The organism is Achromobacter sp. EB05, from assembly GCF_044232075.1.
GTDB classification, from domain to species: domain Bacteria; phylum Pseudomonadota; class Gammaproteobacteria; order Burkholderiales; family Burkholderiaceae_B; genus Achromobacter; species Achromobacter dolens.
This window is the reverse complement of sequence record NZ_CP155917.1, coordinates 1660174-1680299: the sequence shown is the minus strand read 5'-3', so window position 1 is coordinate 1680299 and position 20126 is coordinate 1660174. Positions and strand designations below refer to the sequence as shown.

Annotated in this window: 16 protein-coding genes and 3 tRNA genes; 6 read left to right on the top strand and 13 right to left on the bottom strand. The window is 65.9% G+C overall.

The window, feature by feature from the left end:
* Window positions 1-3 precede the first annotated feature (3 nt).
* Window positions 4-864 (bottom strand): LysR family transcriptional regulator, encoded by an 861-nt coding sequence (locus tag AAID08_RS07660; protein ID WP_395757498.1) that lies wholly within the window; start codon window positions 862-864, stop codon window positions 4-6.
* Window positions 865-970: 106 nt separating this feature from the next.
* Between AAID08_RS07660 and AAID08_RS07655 the strand changes: the two genes are divergently transcribed.
* Window positions 971-1363: a 4-oxalocrotonate tautomerase gene (locus AAID08_RS07655; protein ID WP_054501413.1), complete on the top strand. Its 393-nt coding sequence runs from the start codon at window positions 971-973 to the stop codon at window positions 1361-1363.
* A 181-nt stretch (window positions 1364-1544) separates the two neighbouring features.
* On the opposite strand, the gene typA is transcribed toward AAID08_RS07655, so the two are convergent.
* The 8 genes from typA to scpB form a co-directional block, all read right to left on the bottom strand.
* Window positions 1545-3368 carry a translational GTPase TypA gene (gene typA, locus AAID08_RS07650; RefSeq protein ID WP_006388335.1) on the bottom strand — a complete coding sequence of 608 codons (1824 nt, stop codon included), beginning with the start codon at window positions 3366-3368 and terminating at the stop codon, window positions 1545-1547.
* Window positions 3365-4114, bottom strand: a complete 750-nt coding sequence (truB, locus tag AAID08_RS07645; RefSeq protein ID WP_006388334.1) for a tRNA pseudouridine(55) synthase TruB — start codon at window positions 4112-4114, stop codon at window positions 3365-3367. Before truB ends, typA begins: the two co-directional genes overlap by 4 nt.
* Window positions 4115-4153: 39 nt before the next feature.
* Window positions 4154-4555, bottom strand: coding sequence for a 30S ribosome-binding factor RbfA (gene rbfA / locus AAID08_RS07640; protein ID WP_006388333.1), 402 nt, complete (start codon window positions 4553-4555; stop codon window positions 4154-4156).
* Window positions 4556-4578: 23 nt separating this feature from the next.
* Window positions 4579-7629: a translation initiation factor IF-2 gene (gene infB / locus AAID08_RS07635; RefSeq protein WP_054501414.1), complete on the bottom strand. Its 3051-nt coding sequence runs from the start codon at window positions 7627-7629 to the stop codon at window positions 4579-4581.
* Between the two features lie 92 nt (window positions 7630-7721).
* Window positions 7722-9200 carry a transcription termination factor NusA gene (gene nusA / locus AAID08_RS07630; protein WP_006396231.1) on the bottom strand — a complete coding sequence of 493 codons (1479 nt, stop codon included), beginning with the start codon at window positions 9198-9200 and terminating at the stop codon, window positions 7722-7724.
* Window positions 9197-9700 (bottom strand): ribosome maturation factor RimP, encoded by a 504-nt coding sequence (rimP, locus tag AAID08_RS07625; RefSeq protein ID WP_054501415.1) that lies wholly within the window; start codon window positions 9698-9700, stop codon window positions 9197-9199. Before rimP ends, nusA begins: the two co-directional genes overlap by 4 nt.
* Window positions 9701-10176: 476 nt before the next feature.
* A complete protein-coding gene (gene rluB / locus AAID08_RS07620; RefSeq protein ID WP_064526905.1) occupies window positions 10177-11949 on the bottom strand; it encodes a 23S rRNA pseudouridine(2605) synthase RluB in 1773 nt (590 codons plus the stop codon).
* Between the two features lie 35 nt (window positions 11950-11984).
* Complete coding sequence (gene scpB, locus AAID08_RS07615) at window positions 11985-13202, bottom strand: SMC-Scp complex subunit ScpB (protein WP_054501417.1); 1218 nt, start codon at window positions 13200-13202, stop codon at window positions 11985-11987.
* A 67-nt stretch (window positions 13203-13269) separates the two neighbouring features.
* Here scpB and AAID08_RS07610 point away from each other — a divergent pair.
* Together AAID08_RS07610 and AAID08_RS07605 are read left to right on the top strand one after the other, a co-directional pair.
* A tRNA-Met gene (locus AAID08_RS07610) sits at window positions 13270-13346 on the top strand.
* 2 nt (window positions 13347-13348) lie between these two features.
* Complete coding sequence (locus tag AAID08_RS07605) at window positions 13349-14014, top strand: hypothetical protein (RefSeq protein ID WP_395757497.1); 666 nt, start codon at window positions 13349-13351, stop codon at window positions 14012-14014.
* A gap of 63 nt (window positions 14015-14077) precedes the next feature.
* On the opposite strand, the gene AAID08_RS07600 is transcribed toward AAID08_RS07605, so the two are convergent.
* From AAID08_RS07600 to AAID08_RS07585, 4 genes are all read right to left on the bottom strand, one after another.
* A complete protein-coding gene (locus AAID08_RS07600) occupies window positions 14078-14977 on the bottom strand; it encodes a LysR family transcriptional regulator (RefSeq protein WP_116792300.1) in 900 nt (299 codons plus the stop codon).
* A 135-nt stretch (window positions 14978-15112) separates the two neighbouring features.
* Window positions 15113-16120 carry a CobW family GTP-binding protein gene (locus AAID08_RS07595; RefSeq protein ID WP_395757805.1) on the bottom strand — a complete coding sequence of 336 codons (1008 nt, stop codon included), beginning with the start codon at window positions 16118-16120 and terminating at the stop codon, window positions 15113-15115.
* A 27-nt stretch (window positions 16121-16147) separates the two neighbouring features.
* A complete protein-coding gene (gene zigA, locus AAID08_RS07590) occupies window positions 16148-17404 on the bottom strand; it encodes a zinc metallochaperone GTPase ZigA (protein WP_395757496.1) in 1257 nt (418 codons plus the stop codon).
* Between the two features lie 181 nt (window positions 17405-17585).
* Window positions 17586-17661, bottom strand: a tRNA-Asn gene (locus tag AAID08_RS07585).
* Window positions 17662-17872: 211 nt separating this feature from the next.
* Here AAID08_RS07585 and AAID08_RS07580 point away from each other — a divergent pair.
* From AAID08_RS07580 to AAID08_RS07570, 3 genes are all read left to right on the top strand, one after another.
* Window positions 17873-17948 (top strand) — tRNA-Thr (locus AAID08_RS07580).
* Between the two features lie 147 nt (window positions 17949-18095).
* Window positions 18096-18755, top strand: a complete 660-nt coding sequence (locus AAID08_RS07575; RefSeq protein ID WP_054501420.1) for a response regulator — start codon at window positions 18096-18098, stop codon at window positions 18753-18755.
* On the top strand, window positions 18752-20095 hold the full coding sequence (locus tag AAID08_RS07570; RefSeq protein ID WP_175142231.1) for an ATP-binding protein: 1344 nt from the start codon (window positions 18752-18754) through the stop codon (window positions 20093-20095). The genes AAID08_RS07575 and AAID08_RS07570 overlap by 4 nt, the downstream gene beginning before the upstream one ends.
* Window positions 20096-20126: the final 31 nt, after the last annotated feature.

The window sequence follows — 20126 nt, the reverse complement described above, 5'->3', positions numbered from 1 at the left end:
GGCTCACCGCAGCGCCCGCTCGATCGCCTCGCGCGCCTGGCCGATAAAGGCACCTTCGCCCGGCCGCGCCGGCAACAGTCGGAATTCGACGTCGGGCAATGGCGGCAGGCCGGGCGCCTGCAGGCGGCCGATGCCTGGCGCCAGCGCCGACTCGTTCAGGCAGGCCACGCCCAGCCCCGCACCGATCGCCAGTTGCAACCCCGCGACGCCCGAGGCCACGTGCGCCACCGCGTAGGGCACGGCGCGCCGCGCCAGCAACCGCTCGGCGTACTGGCGCAACGCGCAGGTCTCGGGCAGCGCCAGCAACGGCAACGGCTCCGGCGGCGCCGGCGCGCCCTCGGCCCCCATCCACAGCAGCGACTCACGCCGCAGCAAGGGTCCCAACGCCCGCCCTTTCGACGCGCCGCGCTCCAGGATCACCATCGAGATGCCGACATCGACTTCGCCGCGTTCGTAAGCGGCCTCGATCGCGCCGCTTTTCATGATGGTGACGTGCATGCGCACCTGGGGATACTGCTCGTTCAGGCGACGCAGCAGACGCGCCACGTCGCCAGGCCGGAAGTAGTCGGTGATGCACAGCCGCAACTCTCCACGCAGCGCCACGCCGCGCAGGTCGCGGTAGGCTTCGTCGCTGAGCGCCAGGATGGCGCGCGCATGCGCCAGCAGGCGTTCGCCGGCGGGGGTGGCAACCACGCCAGACTTGCCGCGTATCAGTAGCGGCTGGCCAGCCCGCTCCTCCAGCTTGCGCATCTGCTCGCTGACGGATGACTGCGACAGAAACACCTTGGGCGCGGCCGCCGTCAGGCTGCCCGCATCCAGCACGGCCACCAACGTTCGCAACTGGTCGAGATCGAATCCGGACATGGCTTATCCAACGGCTTAAACGATGGAAGGAATCGTAAATTCCCGCTTTTCCGATGTCAATGCCGTCCCTACACTGGCTCCATTCCCCTCACCCAAGGAGCCTGTCATGCCCCACATCGTCGTCCACGTTTCCGGCCAGCCCGACGCCGCCCGCAACCGCCGCCTCGTCGATTCGGTCGTCGGCCTGACCCAGTCGGTGCTCGGCAAGAAGCTGCCCGTCATCGCCGTCACGCTGCAGCACATCCCCCACGACCAATGGTTCATCGGCGCGCGCCCGCTGTCGGAACTGGGCAGGAACGCCTTCCACCTGGACATCAGCGTCACCGACGAGACCAACACCAAGGCCGAGAAAGCCCGCTTCATCCAGGAAATCTACGCAGCCTTCGGCGAGATCCTTGGCGAGCTGCACGAATGCTCCTACGTGCACGTGATCGACGCGCGCGCGGCGGCCTATGGCTATGGCGGCAAGACGCAGGAATACCGGCACCAGCACGCCTGACGCCGCGTGCCGGCGCACGGGCGGCCGCCGCTGCGCCGCCTGGTCGGCAGCGTGTACGCCGTCGACCGCTTGAACAGCGCCGCAGGCAAGCCCGCGGCCCCGAATGAAAAAAAGCCGCGCACCCCGAAGGGTGTGCGGCTTTCCGATTGCCAGGCGCGCGGGGCCTGAACCCCGCCCCGCCTTACACGGCGGATTCGCGCGCGGCGCGCTTGCGCTCGTTTTCCTGCAGGTAGCGCTTGCGCAGACGGATCGACTTGGGCGTGATTTCCACCAGTTCGTCGTCGTCGATGAATTCCACGGCGTACTCCAGCGACATCTGGATCGGCGGCACCAGGCGCACGGCTTCGTCGGTGCCCGAGGCGCGCACGTTGGTCAGCTGCTTGCCCTTGATCGGGTTCACGACCAGGTCGTTGTCACGGCTGTGGATGCCGATGATCATGCCTTCGTACAGCGCATCGCCCGGGTTCACGAACATGCGGCCGCGATCCTGCAGCTTCCACAGCGCGTAGGCCACGGCGTCGCCGTTGTCCTGGCTGATCAGCACGCCGTTGCGGCGCTCGCCGATCGAGCCTTCCTTGATGGGCGCGTATTCGTGGAAGATGTGGCTCATCAGGCCGGTGCCGCGCGTCAGCGTCAGGAACTCGTTCTGGAAACCGATCAAGCCGCGGGCGGGGATCAGGTATTCCAGGCGGGTGCGGCCACGGCCGTCCGGCTGCATGTCCTGCAGATCGCCCTTGCGGCGGCCCAGCTCTTCCATCACGCCGCCCTGGTGGGCGTCTTCGACGTCGATGGTCAGCGACTCGAACGGCTCGCACTTCACGCCGTCGACTTCCTTGAACACCACGCGCGGACGCGACACGGCCAGCTCGTAGCCTTCGCGGCGCATCGTTTCCAGCAGGATGGTCAGGTGCAGTTCGCCGCGGCCCGACACTTCGAACACGGTGTCGTCGCCGGTGTCGCGCACGCGCAGCGCCACGTTCGACTTCAGCTCGCGGTCCAGGCGGTCGCGCAGTTGGCGGCTGGTGACGAACTTGCCTTCACGGCCCGCCAGCGGCGAGGTGTTGACCATGAAGTTCATGGTCAGCGTCGGCTCGTCGATGCGCAGCATCGGCAGCACGTCCTGCGTCACGGGGTCGGTCACGGTGCAGCCGATGCCCAGGTCTTCGATACCGTTGATCAGCACGATGTCGCCGGCTTCGGCTTCATCCACCACGATGCGCTCCAGGCCGTGGAACTTCAGCACCTGGTTGATGCGGCCGCGGCCGCCCTGGCCCTCGGGACCGAACTTGTAGGCCACCTCCATGCCGGGACGCATGCGGCCGCGGTTGATGCGGCCCACGCCGATCTTGCCGACGTAGCTGTTGTAGTCCAGCGAGATGATCTGCATCTGCAGCGGGCCGTTGGGATCGTCGTCGCGCTGCGGCACGTGCTGCAGGATGGCTTCGAACAGGGGGCGCATGTCGCCTTCGCGCACGTCCGGGGTCAGGCCGGCGTAGCCGGACAGGCCCGAGGCGTACACCACCGGGAAGTCCAGTTGCTCGTCGGTCGCGCCCAGCTTGTCGAACAGGTCGAAGGTGGCGTTGATGACGAAGTCGGTGCGGGCGCCCGGACGGTCGACCTTGTTGACCACCACGATGGGCTTGAGGCCCAGGGCCAGCGCCTTGCGGGTCACGAAGATGGTCTGCGGCATCGGGCCTTCGACGGCATCGACCAGCAGCAGCACGCCGTCGACCATCGACAGCACGCGCTCGACTTCGCCACCGAAGTCCGCGTGCCCCGGGGTGTCGACGATGTTGATGTGCGTGCCTTCGTATTCAACGGCACAGTTCTTGGCCAGAATCGTGATGCCGCGTTCTTTTTCCAGGTCGTTCGAGTCCATGACCCGTTCGGTCAGCGCCTGGTTTTCGCGGAAGGTGCCGGATTGGCGCAGCAGCTGGTCGACCAGGGTGGTTTTACCGTGGTCCACGTGGGCGATGATGGCGACGTTGCGCAAGGCGCGAGTCATAGCGAGTCCTTTAAGGTGGTGGCGGGCAGCAAGCCCGCCGGCAATTCGTTCAGTGCAAGCAATGCCTGCTTGGGGTCTGGCATCGCCTGCAAGGCATCCAGCGCAACGGCGCGTTCCAGAGAAAATGGCCCGACGTGCGTGCGCCGCAGCGCCGCCAGGTGGGCGTAACAGCCCAGCGCGCGCCCGATGTCCTGGGCCAGCGTCCGGATGTATGTGCCTTTACTGCAAGCCACATCGATCTCTGCCTGCGTCCCGTTCAGGGACAGCAGCTCGATGCGGTAAATCGTAATCTGCCGCGGCGGGCGTTCCAGCTCGATGCCGGCCCGCGCGTATTCGTACAACGGCTTGCCGTCGCGCTTGAGCGCCGAATACATGGGCGGAATCTGCTCGATCGTGCCCGAGAAACGTGACAGCGCATCGCGCAGCGCCTGTTCCTCGACCACGAAGCCGGGCGCGGCGGTAGCCACCACGTTGCCGGTCAGGTCGCCCGAATCGGTTTCCTCGCCAAATTGCAGCGTAGCGCGATAAGCCTTGTCGGCGTCAAGCATCGCGCCGGAAATCTTGGTTGCCCGGCCCATGCAGCACACCAGCAGGCCGGTGGCGAAGGGGTCGAGGGTGCCGGTATGGCCGGCTTTCGCCGCGTCCATGGCACGCTTGGCGCGTTGCAGCGCGTGGTTGCTCGACAAACCTACGGGTTTGTCGAGCAACAGCACACCGTCGAGCGCAAGCCCGCGTCGTTTAGCCATCGTCGGAATCCGGAAATTAAAGCAGTGACGACAGCCCGATCAGGACTGGTCTTCAGGTTCGTCGGGCACGCCCGAGTGCGGGCCGGGCCGGTTTGCGCGGTCGATGAGGATCGACATTTCGATACCACGGGCAATCTGCTCGTCGTGGAAGAAACGCAAAGTGGGGACAGTATGAATGTGCAGCAGCTTGTACAGCTGCGAGTGCAGCCAGCCGGCCTTCTCGTTCAGCAAGGCGGTCGCGGCCTCGGGCTCGGCGCCCAGGACCGTGAAATACACCTTGGCATGCGCGTAGTCGGTCGACAGTTCCACACCGGAGAGCGTGATCAAGCCAGCGCGGGTCGTGTCGATCTCGCGCTGGATGATCCCGGCCAGATCCTTCTGGATCTGGTCGGCCAGTCGCAGATTGCGACCGGGGATGGCTTTGGACTTGTGACGGCTCATTAGAAGCAATGCCTCGCGACGCCTTACAGCGTACGCGCGATTTCCTTGATTTCAAAGACTTCCAGTTGGTCGCCCACCTGGATGTCGTTGTTGCCGCGCAGCGTAAGACCGCAATCGAAGCCCGACTTGACTTCCTTGACGTCGTCCTTGAAGCGGCGCAGCGAATCGAGCTGGCCGGTCCACTGGACCACGTTGTTGCGCAGCAGGCGGACCTGCGAATCGCGACGCACCAGGCCGTCGAGCACCATGCAACCGGCGATGTTGCCGATGCGGGAGATGCTGTAGACCTCGCGGATCTCGACCAGGCCGATGACTTCTTCCTTCTTCTCGGGCGCCAACATGCCCGACATGGCTGCCTTCACTTCGTCCACGGCGTCGTAGATGATGTTGTAGTAGCGCACGTCGATGCCGTTGGTCTCGGCCAGCTTCTTGGCGCTGGCTTCGGCGCGGACGTTGAAGCCGATCACCACGGCGTTCGAGGCGATCGCCAGGTTGATGTCGCTTTCCGAGATGCCGCCCACGGCCGCGTGCACCACTTGCACGCGGACTTCGTCGGTCGACAGCTTGGTCAGCGACTGCACCAGCGCTTCCTGCGAACCCTGGACGTCGGTCTTGACGATCAGCGCCAGGGTCTGGGTGCCTTCGCCCAGGTTGTCGAACATCGATTCCAGCTTGGCGGCCTGTTGGCGGGCCAGCTTGACGTCGCGGAACTTGCCCTGGCGGAACAGCGCGATTTCGCGCGCCTTGCGCTCGTCGGACAGCACCATCAGTTCGTCGCCGGCGGCCGGCACTTCGGTCAGGCCCTGGATTTCCACCGGGATCGACGGACCGGCGGCCTGGATCGGCTTGCCGTTCTCGTCGAGCATGGCGCGCACGCGGCCGAAGCTGGCGCCAGCCAGCACCACGTCGCCACGGTTCAGCGTGCCGCTCTGGACCAGGATGGTCGCGACCGGGCCGCGGCCCTTGTCCAGGCGGGCTTCGATCACCAGGCCCTTGGCGGGCGCGTCGACCGGCGCCTTCAGTTCCAGCAGTTCGGCTTGCAGCAGCACGTTCTCGAGCAGCGCGTCGATGCCCTCGCCGGTCTTGGCCGACACCGGCACGAACGGCACATCGCCGCCGTATTCTTCCGGCACCACTTCCTCGGCGACCAGTTCCTGCTTGACGCGCTCGGGGTTGGCGCTGGGCTTGTCGATCTTGGTCATGGCCACCACCATCGGCACGCCCGCGGCCTTGGCATGGTGGATGGCTTCACGCGTCTGCGGCATCACGCCGTCGTCGGCCGCGCAGACCAGGATGACGATGTCGGTGGCCTTGGCGCCACGGGCACGCATGGCGGTGAACGCCTCGTGGCCCGGGGTATCCAGGAAGGTCACCATGCCACGCTCGGTTTCCACATGGTAGGCGCCGATGTGCTGCGTAATGCCGCCGGCTTCGCCCGCGGCGACCTTGGCGCGGCGGATGTAGTCCAGCAGCGAGGTCTTGCCGTGGTCGACGTGGCCCATCACGGTCACGACCGGCGCGCGCGGCAGTTGTTCGGCTTCCGACACGCTCGCGGTTTCGTCCAGGAAGGCTTCCGGGTCGTCGAGCTTGGCGGCGATCGCCACGTGGCCCAGTTCCTCGACCACGATCATGGCGGTTTCCTGGTCCAGCACCTGGTTGATGGTAACCATCTGGCCCAGCTTCATCAATTGCTTGATGACCTCGGCAGCCTTGACGGACATCTTGTGGGCCAGGTCGGCCACGCTGATGGTTTCCGGCACGTGCACTTCACGCGCGATGAATTCCTGCGGCGCGGGCTCGTTGCGGCGGTCGTTCTGCTGGTTGCGGCCACCACGGCCGCCACTCTTGCCACCGCCCTTGCCGCCGGCACGCCAGCCGTCGCGGCTGGCCGGCGCCGCCGGCTTGTCGGCCGGCTTCTTGCGCGACGCGTCATCCGACCACGTCGAAGCGACTTCGGCGGTCTTGATGGTCTTCTTGGTGCCGGGCGCGGCGGGCTTGGCATCCTTCTTGGCGCCAGGCGCGGCAGCGCCCTTGCCCGCCGGCTTGTGCAGCGTGCCCGAAATCGGGGCGGCCGCGGCGGCGGGCGCTTCCGGTTCGGGAGCGCGCAGCACCTTGCGCGGACGGTTCAGCATCTCGCGCAGGGCGGCGGCTTCGGCCTCGGCGGCACGGCGGGCCTCGTCGCGGCCAGCGCCGGTGGCGGAGGCGGCGAGCGGCGGGCCGGCGCGGCGGTTGTCGGCGCGATTCCCGACCTTGGCGGCGGGCGCAGCGGACTCGACCGGCTTGGCGGCGGATTTCACGGGTTCAGACTTCGCGGCAGGCGGCACCTGGGCGACAGGCGCGGCGGCCTGAGAGGACGATGGTTCGGACTTATTGGCTAGCACAACGGGTTCCGGCTTGGCTTCTTCAGCCTTGGGCTCGGTGGATTCAGTCTTGACTTCGGGCTTGGCCTCTTCGGCCACGGGCTCGGCAGGAGCAGGCGCCGGCGTCGGTTCCGGTTCAGGCTGGGCCTGGACTTCGGCGGCGGGAGCCGCAACGGGGGCGGGCACTTCGGCCGCGACGGGTTCAACAGGCGCGGCCGCTTCTACCGGTGCGGGCGCTTCGACAGCAGCGGGCTCTTGCACCGGGGCAGGAGCCGGCGCCTGGACGGGCGTGGCTTCGCGCGGTTCGGCCGGCTTGACCGCTTCGGGCACGACGGGTGCGGACACCGGCTGTGCTTCCTCGACGGACGATTCTTCCTCAGCGCGGGCGCTGGCGGCCTGCTCCAGGGCGATTTCGGAGGGATCACGCTTGACGAACACGCGCTTCTTGCGAACCTCGACCTGGATGGTGCGCGAGCGGCCGGTGGCATCTGCCTGGCGGATCTCGGAGGTCTGGCGGCGCGTCAGGGTGATCTTCTTGCCTTCGGTCGCGCCGTGGGCGCGACGCAGCGATTCGAGCAATTTCGCCTTGTCGCTGTCGGTGACGGAATCGTCCACCGATTTGAGGTCAACGCCAGCCGAGCGCAGCTGTTCCAGCAGCACATTGGCAGGCATTTTCAGCTCGGTAGCGAACTGGGCGACGGTGTTACTCGACATTAGGCTCTCTCTTCCCTATATGCAGCTATTACAAACAACGTGAACTTGCGGCGGACTTGACGGCCATCCGCCGCAGACCCGTGTCCATTTGGTTATTCTTCATCGAACCAATGGGCGCGGGCACGCATGATGAGGTCGCTGGCTTCCTGTTCGGTCAGGCCGGCGATTTCCGCCAGCTCGTCCGTCGCCAGTTCGGCCAGATCATCACGCGTGTGCACCTGACGCTCGGCCAGCTTGGCGGCCAGTTCGGGCGTCACGCCTTCGAGTTCGAGCAGATCCTGCGCCGTTTCAAGACGCTCTTCCTGGGCGATGGCCTCGGTCAGCAGCGCATTGCGGGCACGGGCGCGCAACTCATTGATGGTGTCTTCGTCGAACGCCTCGATCTCCAGCAGTTCCTGCATGGGGACGTAGGCGATTTCCTCGATACCGGTGAAACCTTCGTCGATCAGGATGTCGGCGACTTCCTCATCGACGTCCAGCTTGTTCATGAACGTGGTGCGCAGGCCCGAACGCTCGACTTCCTGGCGGTTCAGGCTTTCTTCCGGCGTCATGATGTTGATCTGCCAACCCGTCAGCTCGGACGCCAGGCGCACGTTCTGGCCCTTGGCGCCGATCGCCTTGGGCAGGTTTTCCTCGTCGACCACCACGTCCATCGCGTGCTTGTCTTCGTCCACCACGATGGACTCGACGTTGGCCGGCGCCAGGGCGCCGATGACGAACTGCGCGGGATCTTCCGACCACAGCACGATGTCGACCTGCTCGCCGCCCAGCTCGTTGCGCACGGCGGTCACGCGCGAACCGCGCATGCCGACGCAGGTGCCGATCGGGTCGATACGCTTATCGTATGCCACCACGGCGATCTTCGCACGCACGCCGGCGTCGCGCGCCGCGGCCTTGATCTCGAGCAGGCCCTGCTCGATCTCGGGCACTTCGTTCTCGAACAACTGACGGATGAACTCGGGCGAGGTGCGCGACAGGATCACCTGCTGGCCGCGGGCCGCATGGTCGACGCGCAGGACAAAAGCGCGGACGCGGTCGGCGACCCGGAGGTTTTCCTTCGGGATCATTTCGGAGCGCGGCAGGCGCGCTTCGATCTTGCCGGTCTCGATGATGGCGTCGCCCTTGTCCATGCGCTTGATGGTGCCGGACACGATGGTTTCGCCGCGATCCAGGAAGTCGTTCAGGACCTGCTCGCGCTCGGCGTCGCGGATTTTCTGCAGGATCGCCTGCTTGGCGGCCTGGGCGCCGATACGGCCGAACTCGATCGGCTCGAGGGGTTCCTCGATGTATTCGCCAACCTGGATGTTGGGCACGATCTCGACCGCGTCCGACAGCATTTCCTGCTTGTCGGGCTCTTGCAGGCCCGCTTCGTCGGGCACCACCAGCCAGCGGCGGAAACCTTCGTGGTCACCGGTTTCACGATCGATGGCAACACGAATGTCCGCATCATCCTTGAAGCGCTTTTTCATGGCCGAGGCCAGCGCGCTTTCCAGCGCCCCGAACACGACATCACGCGTGACGTTCTTTTCACGCGCCAAGGCATCGACCAACAGAAGAATTTCGCGACTCATCGCTTTTTGCCCTTGAAATCCAGAACGGGATCCAGTTTTGCACGCTCGATATCCTCGACCGTGAAATTCAACACCTGGACTTCGTTCTTTTTTGCCTCAAATTCGAGACCGAACACGGTCTTGTGCATCCCAGCCGCGGCGTCCGAAGCCGCGGGCGCGTCCTCGGGCACGGTCAACGTACCGGAAAAGACCTTGCGTCCGTCCAATGCCTCGCGCAGCTTGATCTCGATGCGTTCGCCTGCGAAACGGCGGAAGTCGGCCTCGTTGCGCAGCGGGCGGTCAACGCCCGGCGAACCGACTTCCAGCCGCTTGTAGTCGATGTTCTCGACCTCGTACACCCGCGACAATTGGCGGGACACCTGCTCGCAGTCTTCGATGCGCACACCGCCGACCCGATCGATCGTGACGCGCAAAAGGCCCAGCGCGGCACGTTCGACGTCAACGAGTTCGACGTCCATGCCGGCCAGTGCCTCTTCGGTCAATGCGAATAAATCAGCCATATACTCAAAAAAAATGGGCTGCACGCCCAGCCCACCGTATTGCACAGTGCCCAGCCGCCACCCTACTGCACGTAAGGAGCAATGCTGGGCAGTGCCCTATATTGCGACCTAAATTTCGGCTCGCGCCACCCTTGCAGCGCGCCCGCCAACTTCGCGAGGGCCAGCCAGCCCACACCTGTTTCACCGAGACCACCTGCGCCGCAAACCACCGCGACCACCTGGACCCGCCATGAAACCGGGCAACGACCCACCTGACGACCCGTCAGCGACCCGTAGCCCTATAGCCTTACAACCCGCGCATCCATGAAAAACGCCGCATGAGCGGCAAAGCAACGGCGCGGACCGACAGACGCGAAGCCATGAAAACCATTGATTTTACCAGATAAACTGGAAAAACGCCTGATTCGTCACGGGCTTACGTTTATGTGGGACGGATCGAGCCAGCGGCGCCGCGCGGACGCCGCTACGGCGCGGGTTTAGCGGCCCCGGCCGCCCCGGCCACCCATCACGCCCAGGCGCGATTCATGGGCCGACGCGCCGCGAGGCTGCCAGTCATCGCCACGGGGCGACGCCGCATTGCGGGCCGCACGCGGCTTGCCGCCCGCGCCCGGGCCCTTGTTGCCGCCGTTCGAGCCACCGCCACCCGCGCGCGGGCCGTCAGCCTTGTTGCCGCCACGGCCGGCACCCGTCGGCTTGCCGCCGCGAGCGGCATTGCCGCCACGCGCGGCCGCTGGCTTGCCGCCAGGCTTGCCTCCCGCGGGCTTGCGACCAGCACCCGAAGGCGCATCCACCCCACCCGCTGCCGCGGCCGGACCATTGGCGGCTGCGGCACGCGCGCCGCGCGGCTTGCCGCTGCCCGCCTTGCCACCCGCACGACCGCCCGGCTTGCCGCCACCACCCGCGCCGCGACCACCCGCGGCCTTGCCACCCTTGCGGTTGCCGGCGGATTCGCCCGCCAGGGGGTGACCGTTGGCGTAACCGCCAGCGATCATCAGACCGGTGCCGAAAGGATCGGAGGGACACGCCGCCACCTGGCCGGCGCTGCCGGCACGGCCGCCCTGGATCTTGCCGCGGCGGCCAATACGGGCGCCGTTCATGCCATTGCGCTCCATCGTGCCGAAGCCGGGGGGCAAGGCGCTGTCATGCGACTGCGGCTGCTTGGAACGGCGGCGGTTGCCGCCGGATTCGTCGTCTTCGCGCAACAAGCCCAACTGCACCATCAGCGCAGTGACCAGCGAGGCGTCGAGTTCTTCCCAACGGCCACGGCGCAGCGTGCGCGGCAACACCACGTCGCCGAAACGGGTGCGGATCAATCGGCTGACCGTCACGCCCACCGCCTCGAACATGCGGCGCACTTCGCGGTTGCGCCCTTCCTGCAGGGTCACGCGGTACCAGCGGTTGCTGCCGTCGCCGCCCAGGTAGTCGAGCGCGCCGAACGCGGCCACGCCATCTTCCAGCTCGATGCCATCGACCAGCGACTGACGCTGCGCCTCGTCCATCTCGCCCAGGACGCGCACCGCGTATTCCCGCTCGGTGCCGTAACGCGGGTGCATGATGCGGTTGGCCATGTCGCCCGAGGTCGTGAAGATCAGCAGGCCTTCGGTATTCAGGTCGAGCCGACCCACCGACAGCCACTTGCCGGTGCGCAGCTTGGGAAGACGCGCGAACACGCTGGCGCGGCCGCCCGGATCATCATGACTGACGATCTCGCCGGCCGGCTTGTGATACAGGATCACGCGCGGCGGCTTCTTGGTGTTGGTGCGCATGATGGGCTTGCCATTGACACGCACCTGGTCGTTCGGGGCCACGCGCTGGCCGATATGGGCCGGCTCGCCGTTGACCGACACGCGGCCGGCGACGATCAGCTCTTCCATCTCGCGGCGCGAACCGATACCGGCATCGGCCAGCACCTTGTGCAGCTTCGGCATCACCGCTTCGCTGTTCAGATACTTGCCCAGGCGCTGCTCCATGCGGTCAGCGGTGTCCAGGTACGACAGGGCCTGCTCGGCTTCTTGTTCGCCCCCGCGACTGTCCGGGGTGTCGGCAGCAGCCTGGGCGGGCGTGGCGGCATGCCCTTCGGCAGCCGGCGCCTGCTCGGCGGCGGCGTCGCCGCGACGGCGCCGGAACGGGGTGCGCAGCTTGCGACCACGGCCACGGGCCTCGCCTTCGGCGGCCGGCTCACGGCTGGCGGAGGCTTCCGCGGGCGCATTGGAAACGGCGTCATCCGGACGGGGATTGTCGTCCTGCATTGCTGTATTCGTTGTCACTGGGACAGCTCCGAATTTCAAACTTGGGGAGGCCTGCCGGGGGCAGGCGCATCATCATCTGGGGAAGCCGGTCCGCGCTCAGCCTCGGGCTGAGCGGAATCCGGCTCGGCAGGCTCCGCCACGGCGGAGCCGGTATCAGGCTCAAACGGCCCGGCGCCAGGCGCCAGGGGTTCGGCCTCGTCTATCGGTTCGGTCGGCTTCGCGCTTTCCGCGTGCTCGACAAGTTCATCCGCGGCGCCGGATTCGGCGCGCGCGTCGGAACTGCCAGTCTGTGCGGGATTTTCTGACAACCCGCCATGCGCCTCTTGGGCGACATCCACGCCCGGCGCATCGGCTTCATCGAAGCGCCCGGCATTCTCGATGCCCACGGATGGCGCATCGGACAAGCTTTCGGCTTGCGCCCGGACGGTGGAATCGTCGGCGGGAATCGCGTCTTCTTCTGAGCGCGAAAGGGGGGATTCTACGCCATCATCCGCCGCCATGGGGGCGTCGTCGTCCGAAACAGACAATTCCGCCCCTGGAATACTGGCTTGCACATCGGCCTCGGCAACCGCCTGCCGCCCTTCCGCATGCTCGGCGGCTTCCGTTGCGCCTGCGGTTTCCGCGCCTTCGACGAGATCTGGGGTATTGGCGGCATCGGCGCCTTCGGCGGCGTCGGCGGCATCCGCCAACTGCTGCACTTCGCCCAGGTCCAGGCCCGCCAGCGCGGCGGCGGCATGCGTGGATTCCAGCGCGGGCAATTCGTCCAGCGCGCGCAGGCCGAGATCATCGAGGAACTGACGCGTAGTGCCGAACAGGGCCGGACGGCCCGGCGCATCGCGGTGGCCGATGACCTCGATCCAGCCCCGATCCTCCAGCGCCTTCACGATGTTCGACGACACCGTCACGCCGCGGATATCTTCGATATCGCCCCGCGTCACCGGCTGGCGCCAGGCCACGATGGCCAGTGTTTCCATCACCGCGCGGGAATACTTCGGCGGTTTTTCGGGGTTGAGCCGTTCCAGGTAGCGCTGCATGTGCGGGCGGCTCTGGAAACGCCACCCCGTCGCCAGTTGCACCAATTCCAGGCCGCCATCGGCCCAGTTGTTCTGCAGCGTTTCCAGCAACGTGCGCAAGGCGCTGTTGTCGAATTGTTCATCGTCCCCGAACAGCTTGCGCATTTCGGACAGTTGCATCGGCTGCACCGCGCAAAGCAGCGCGGTTTCCAGCACGAGTATCGCCTCGCTATCGTTCATCGAGATTCAAATTCAAAAGGGCTAACTTGCGTTAGGTTGAAAACAAGGCTACTATTCATTTCTCAGACGCGGGGTGGAGCAGTCTGGCAGCTCGTCGGGCTCATAACCCGAAGGTCGTAGGTTCAAATCCTGCCCCCGCAACCAAATTGATCAAGGCCTGGCGAATGCGCCGGGCCTTTTTCATTTGCGGCCGGCATGTTGAAAACAAATACGTTCAAGATATGCAGGGCGTCATCGGCCAAGGCAAGCCCGCGCGAGGCGGCGGCCCGCGCAGCCAGCCGAACCACACCATGGGCGGAACGGCTACAGACAGCGCTGATTTGCGTATTTCTCACGAGAATCCTGTATTTACCACCAACCGCCGCGGGCTCGCGCGGCGATACTCACGCCATTCAAGAGGGCTGCGCGCAGCGCCCCGGCCATGGCGGGGACAAATCCATCAGCGACGGACTTGTTCAAGCAAAATCTGGAAGCTGGCAAAAGCGCCAACGCGCCTGCGGAACACGCCATCATTTGGCGCTATAGCCGCGGCAACCGACATTGCGGTAATCGATATTGCGGTATTCGAGATCAAGGACCTGAATCGTCAGGCATCGGCCAATGGCACACTGCGCCTGCGGCCGCCATCCGGAAAATCCGGCGCGCCTCTCCCCTGGTGTTCCTGGCGCCCGGCCGTGCAGGACACTGGCCTGACAAGCCCGAACCCCAATGCGCCGGAACCACGATTCTTAGATATTTTCCAAGACTACATGCTGGCGGACGATGACAAAGGCCCTGATGCACAGCGCCCGGTCCGTCGAGGCAGCAGCTAAATTATACCGCTATATACCCTGCCCTCAACCCAGCGCCGCCAAACGCGGGCTCCCGATAACACGTTAGGACTGATCCCAGGGCGCCGGCCCCAAACGCTCCACCAGGAAATCCAGCATCGAGCGCAGGATCAGGGGCATCTGCCGGCGCGACGCATAGACGCCATAAATGCCGAGTTCCTGTGGCCTGGCCTGCGGCAGGATGGCCTTCAGGCGCCCCTGCGCCACGTACTCGGCGGCGTAGTACGTTGGCAACATGGCGACGCCGGCGCCTTCCAGCGCAGCCTGCAGCAGCACCGATACCTCGTTGGCGCTGATATTGCCGCTGACCGGCACATCGACCGGCACACCCTCGCGCTCGAAACGCCACAGGCTCTTGCCGAAGTAGGAATGGGTCAGGCAATTGCGCAGCGACAGATCCTCGACCCGCCCCGGCTCGCCCTCGCGCTGCAGGTAGTCCGGCGAAGCGCAGACGATGGAACGGCAGACGGCCAGCTTGCGCGCGATCAGGTTGGGATCCAGGTCATTGGTGATGCGCACCGCCAGGTCGACCCGTTCCTCGACCAGATTGACCGTCCGGTCGACCAGCATCAAGTCGACCGAGGTGCCCGGATGCAACTTGACGTAGTCGGTGATGACCCGCGCCAGATGCCGCGAGCCGAACGACATGCTGGTGGTCATGCGCAACAGGCCGCGCGGCGTATCCTCGGGCGTGGATACCGCGCTGCGCAGGTCGCCCACCATGTCGAGCATCTGCCGGCAACGTGGCAGCGTCTCGGCACCGGCAGGCGTGAGGCTGAGGCGGCGGGTGGTGCGATGCAACAGGCGCACGCCGACCCACTGCTCCATTTCGGCCAGGTAGCGCGACACCATCGCGCGCGACATATCCAGATGAACCGCCGCCGCCGACAAACTGCCTCTGTCGGCGACCTCCACGAATACCTGCATCGCTTTCAATCGGTCCATGATTGTCTCGATTCTTGCATCAGACTTTCTGGTTATACCGTATTTCCATGCATTTTCCGCAATGAAATGACGGCCACCCAGCCCTTTCAAGACAATCGGCAAGCACCACCCGCGAGCAGCGCCGCGACCGGCCCCTCATGCGGGAAACTGGCCCAGCGCCGCGCACACTTCGGCCCGCACCGCATCAACGTCCGCGCCCCTGACGATATAGACCAGCCGCGACAGACGCTCGTCGTCCGGCCACTGCGGCAACGGCCGGATCGGATAGAGCTCGCCATGGACGCCATGAACCTCGCAGGGCAAAGCCTCGCCCTCGAAGCAGACCAGCCCCTTCATCCGCAACAACGCCGGGCCGAACCGCTCCTGCACGCGGGACACACCCGCCAGAAAGGCGGCTCGGCCGATCGGCGCGACCAGCGCCAGCGAAAAGCTCGCCACCTGCGCATGACGCCCGACCATCGGCTTGACGAACGCCCGCAGCCAGCCCGCCAGCTCGGCGCCATCGCGCCGCGCCTGCGTGTCAGGCCCCTCCAGCAACGCGCCGACCAATGGCGCATCGGTGCGCTGCACGCAGCGCCGCGCGCCCGGATTGACCGCGGCCACGGCCTGCTCCACCGCGCGCGTTTGCGCAACATCCGCCAAATCGGATTTACTGAGAACGACGGTATCGGCCAAGGCCAACTGCCGCAGCGCCTCCGGCTGAGTCTCCATCTGCAGCGGCCCGTGACGCACATCGACCACCACCATGGCGCCCCGGTAGGCATAGCGCTCGGCCAGGAAGCGGTCGTGCTTGAGCGTGAAGAGCACCGGCGCCGGATCCGCCAGGCCACTGGTCTCGATCAGCACCCGGCGAAACGGCTTGATACGGCGATTGAGCGCCAGCATGAACAGCTCGCGCAGGGTGTCGGCCACCGCGCCGCTGACCACGCAGCACAGGCAGCCGCCCTCGATCAGCACGATGTTGTCCTGCGCCAGGCGGACCAGATGATGGTCCACGCCGATGTCGCCGTATTCATTGACGATGACCACGGCGTCGGCATAGGCCGGCTCGCGCAGGAGGCGGTTGAGCAGCGTCGTCTTGCCGCTGCCCAGAAACCCCGAAATCACCGTCACGCCGATGCGCTTGTCGCCTTCCGCTGCCATCACCCCACGGACTTTTGCCCGCCCTCGCTATTGCGCCGCGCCCCAGACGGGGAACGGATCCCGAATCGTAGCCAATTCGGTCGCCGGACGGGTCATTTCTTCCTGCGTCATCAGGCACGCCTGCAGCCGCGCCGTCAACGCCTCCTGATCCATGCCAATCCCGATCAACACCAGCTCCTGACAGCGGTCGCCATAGATGGGATCCCAATCGGCCACGATCCGGGCGCGCGACTCGGCGTCTTCCGGCCAGCGATCGCGCGGCAACGCGGCCCACCAGTACCCGGCCGCGCCATGCCGCGAGACGGGGCCGGCCTGCGACCAGGAGGCCGCGAACGCGGGCCGCGTCACCAGCCAGAAATAGCCCTTGGAGCGCACCACCCCGGGCCACTCTTCTTGAAAACAATCCCACAGGCGCTGCGGGTGAAACGGGCGACGCGCGCGGAACACGAAACTGCCGATACCGTATTCCTCGGTTTCGGGCGTGTGCTCGCCGCGCAACACCTTGAGCCAGCCGGGCGCCTGCGCCGCCTCCTCAAAATCGAAGCGCCCCGTGTCCAGCACGCGCGCCAGCGGCACCCGGCCGAACTCGCCGCGCACGACGTCGGCGCGTGGATTGAGCTGGCGCAGGATCGCCTCGAGCCGCTCCAGCTCGTCCGCCGTGATGAGATCGGTTTTGTTCAACACCATGACATCGCAGAATTCGACCTGTTCGATCAGCAGGTCGACAACAGTGCGCTCGTCTTCCTCGCCCAGCGTTTCGCCACGCGCGGCCAGACGGTCATGGCTGGCGTAGTCGCGCAGGAAATTGAAGGCATCCACCACCGTGACCATGGTGTCCAGCCTGGCCACATCGGACAGGCTCAGGCCGTCCTCATCGCGGAAGGTGAAGGTCTCGGCCACCTGCAGCGGCTCCGAGATGCCAGTGGACTCGATCAACAGGTAATCGAAGCGCCCCTCGGCAGCCAGGCGGCGGATCTCGATCAACAGGTCCTCGCGCAACGTACAGCAGATGCAGCCGTTGCTCATCTCCACCAGCTTTTCGTCCGCCCGTGACAGCGCCGCGCCGCCCTCGCGTACCAGCCGGGCATCGATATTGACATCCGACATGTCATTGACGATGACCGCCACCCGCCGCCCCTCGCGGTTGTTCAGCACATGGTTGAGCAAGGTGGTCTTGCCCGCGCCGAGAAAGCCCGACAACACGGTCACCGGCAAGCGCGCATCCGCCCGCCCATCCGCTCCCGCACAGGGCCCCGGCCCCGCCTCTTCGTTGCCTATCCGCATGACACCCACCAAAAAGAAATGTTATTACATAACAAATCTTACGCGCGCCACGCCTCCGGGAGCAAGTCCGCAACGATCAGGACGGGTAACAAGCACAGCACCCCGCGCGAACGCGCGCGACAAAACCAAAGCAATAAAAACCAAAAGGGCCACTCACTTGCGTGAGTGGCCCTGAATTCTTTGGCTCCCCGAGCTGGGCTCGAACCAGCGACCTGCGGATTAACAGTCCGTCGCTCTACCGACTGAGCTATCGGGGAACTGCTAAGAAACGAGATTATGAAGGAAAAATTCGAAGTGTGCAAATCGGACCTTTTTTCGCGCCACACGCATCGCAAGTTTCCCATCGCCAAGAAACTCTGATATGATTTCGGTCTTTCCAAATCAGGCCCCATAAACAGGGCATGAAATGGCGAAGAAAAAGATGTTTTGCTGAAGCTCTGGCTTGCCGGAAACGAAGCAAATGGTCTTGCCGGCATAGCTCAGTTGGTAGAGCAGCGCATTCGTAATGCGAAGGTCGTAGGTTCGACTCCTATTGCCGGCACCAGAATTCAAAAAGCAGCCCCCGCGGGCTGCTTTTTTCATTTCCGCCTGGCGCGGCGCAACGGCCCTCGGCCCGCAGCCCCGCCCTTGCGGGAACTCCGGCCTCGCCGCGCACGTCCAATCCGCTGGACACCACACGGCGACGACTATCATGCGCATCCTTCTCGTCGAAGACGACACCATGATCGGTGAAAGCGTGCTGGACTGCCTGCGCGCCGAACATTACGCCGTCGACTGGGTCAAGGACGGCCATGCGGCCGAACTGGCCCTGCGCACCGATCCCTATGACCTCGTGCTGCTGGACCTGGGGCTGCCGCGCCGCGACGGCCTGTCGCTGCTGCGCGACCTGCGCGGCCGCAAGGACCGCACCCCCGTCCTGATCGCCACCGCGCGCGACGCTGTCAGCGACCGCATAGCGGGTCTGGACGCCGGCGCCGACGACTACATTGTCAAGCCCTACGATCTCGATGAGCTGCTGGCGCGCATGCGCGCCCTGATCCGCCGCAGCGCCGGGCGCGCCGAGCCGGTGTTCGAGCACGACGGCATCGTCATCGACCCGCAATCGCACGCCGCCACGGTCGACGGCACGCCGGTGCCGCTGACCGCGCGCGAATGGGCGGTGCTGGAGCCGCTGATCGCCCGCCCCGGCATGATCTTCTCGCGCGCCCAGCTCGAGGAAAAGCTTTATAGCTGGAAAGACAGCGTCAGCAGCAACGCGGTCGAGGTTTATATTCATGGCCTGCGCAAGAAACTCGGTCAGGACCTGATCCAGAACGTGAGAGGCGTCGGCTATGTCATTCCCAAAACATGAGCATTCCGCTTAGCTATTCGCTGCGGGCCCGGTTGCTGTTCTTCCTGCTGGCCGCGATCGCGGTCGGCGCCCTGGTGCAGGGCGTCATCGCCTATCGCAGCACCCTGCAGCAGGCCGACGACATCTTCGATTCGCTGTTGCAGCGCACCGCGCTGTCGCTCGGCACCGGCGACGGGCTGCTGCGGATGGGACCGGCACACGCCAAGGGGTCGGCCACGCCGATGGCCGACGACCTCATCATCCAGATCTGGACGCCCGATGGCGTGCGCGTGTTCAATTCGCGCTCGCGCCGCCCCCTGCCCGACCAGATCGTCCTGGGTTTCGCAGACGCCGAAGTCGAAGGCAGCACTTATCGCGTCTACTCGCTGGCCACGCCGTTCCAGGTGATCCAGGTGGCGCAGGACATGCAGGTGCGCAAGCGCATGGCGGGCGCGCTGGCCTGGCGCACGGTCGCGCCGATCGCGGCGGCGGCGCCGCTGCTGATGCTGATCGTCTGGTGCGTGGTGAGCTGGTCGCTACGGCCCGTCAAGCGCGCCCGGGCGCAGGTGGCCGCCCGCCGGCCCGAGGACCTTTCGCCCATCAATGTGCCCGACCTGCCCGATGAAATCCGGCCACTGATGCAGGAACTGAACCTGCTGCTGGAACGGATGCGCGGCGCCTTCGCGCAGCAGAAGCAATTCGTCGGCGATGCCGCGCACGAGCTGCGCTCGCCGCTGGCGGCGCTGAACCTGCAACTGCAATCGCTGCGCCGCGCGAGCGACGATGCCAGCCGCCGCGTCGCCGAGCAACGGCTGGCGGCGGGCATCGAGCGCGCCACGCGGCTGGTGGAGCAATTGCTGTCGATGGCGCGCCACGAGAACCACGCCGAACAGCCGCCCGCCGAGACGGTGGACCTGGCCGACGTGGTGCGCCTGGCCCTGTCCGAGACGCTGCCCGCGGCCAACGCCAAGGACATCGGCATCGAGCTGCACGGCGCGCCGCAGGCCATGGTGCGCGGACGCCGCGACGACCTGGTGCTGCTGGCGCGCAACCTGCTCGACAACGCCATCAAATACACCCCCGCCGGCGGCCATATCGCGATCCGGCTCGACACGCCGGCGGACGGCGCCCGGCTGCTGATCGACGACAATGGCCCGGGCATCCCGCCGGCCGAGCGCGCCCGCGTGTTCGACCGTTTCTACCGGCTGGACGGCAACACCCAGCCCGGCAGCGGCCTGGGCCTGGCGATCGCCCGCGCGATCGCCGAACGCCATGACGCAATCATCACGCTCGAGGACGTTCCCGGCGGTCCGGGCCTGCGGGCCCGGGTGGTGTTTCCGCCGCCGCAGTCGGCAACTTAAGATTCACCTAAGTGTCAGGCCCGAAGATAGC

What these genes read in the sequence shown, in the direction of transcription:
- rbfA (WP_006388333.1), bottom strand. Translation starts at nt 4,555, where the DNA reads ATGAGCCGTCACAAGTCCAAAGCCATCCCCGGTCGCAATCTGCGACTG.
- AAID08_RS07575 (WP_054501420.1), top strand. Translation starts at nt 18,096, where the DNA reads ATGCGCATCCTTCTCGTCGAAGACGACACCATGATCGGTGAAAGCGTG.
- scpB (WP_054501417.1), bottom strand. Translation starts at nt 13,202, where the DNA reads ATGAACGATAGCGAGGCGATACTCGTGCTGGAAACCGCGCTGCTTTGC.
- infB (WP_054501414.1), bottom strand. Translation starts at nt 7,629, where the DNA reads ATGTCGAGTAACACCGTCGCCCAGTTCGCTACCGAGCTGAAAATGCCT.
- rimP (WP_054501415.1), bottom strand. Translation starts at nt 9,700, where the DNA reads ATGGCTGATTTATTCGCATTGACCGAAGAGGCACTGGCCGGCATGGAC.
- truB (WP_006388334.1), bottom strand. Translation starts at nt 4,114, where the DNA reads ATGGCTAAACGACGCGGGCTTGCGCTCGACGGTGTGCTGTTGCTCGAC.
- AAID08_RS07660 (WP_395757498.1), bottom strand. Translation starts at nt 864, where the DNA reads ATGTCCGGATTCGATCTCGACCAGTTGCGAACGTTGGTGGCCGTGCTG.
- typA (WP_006388335.1), bottom strand. Translation starts at nt 3,368, where the DNA reads ATGACTCGCGCCTTGCGCAACGTCGCCATCATCGCCCACGTGGACCAC.
- nusA (WP_006396231.1), bottom strand. Translation starts at nt 9,200, where the DNA reads ATGAGTCGCGAAATTCTTCTGTTGGTCGATGCCTTGGCGCGTGAAAAG.
- AAID08_RS07595 (WP_395757805.1), bottom strand. Translation starts at nt 16,120, where the DNA reads ATGGCAGCGGAAGGCGACAAGCGCATCGGCGTGACGGTGATTTCGGGG.
- zigA (WP_395757496.1), bottom strand. Translation starts at nt 17,404, where the DNA reads ATGCGGATAGGCAACGAAGAGGCGGGGCCGGGGCCCTGTGCGGGAGCG.
- rluB (WP_064526905.1), bottom strand. Translation starts at nt 11,949, where the DNA reads ATGCAGGACGACAATCCCCGTCCGGATGACGCCGTTTCCAATGCGCCC.
- AAID08_RS07655 (WP_054501413.1), top strand. Translation starts at nt 971, where the DNA reads ATGCCCCACATCGTCGTCCACGTTTCCGGCCAGCCCGACGCCGCCCGC.
- AAID08_RS07600 (WP_116792300.1), bottom strand. Translation starts at nt 14,977, where the DNA reads ATGGACCGATTGAAAGCGATGCAGGTATTCGTGGAGGTCGCCGACAGA.
- AAID08_RS07570 (WP_175142231.1), top strand. Translation starts at nt 18,752, where the DNA reads ATGAGCATTCCGCTTAGCTATTCGCTGCGGGCCCGGTTGCTGTTCTTC.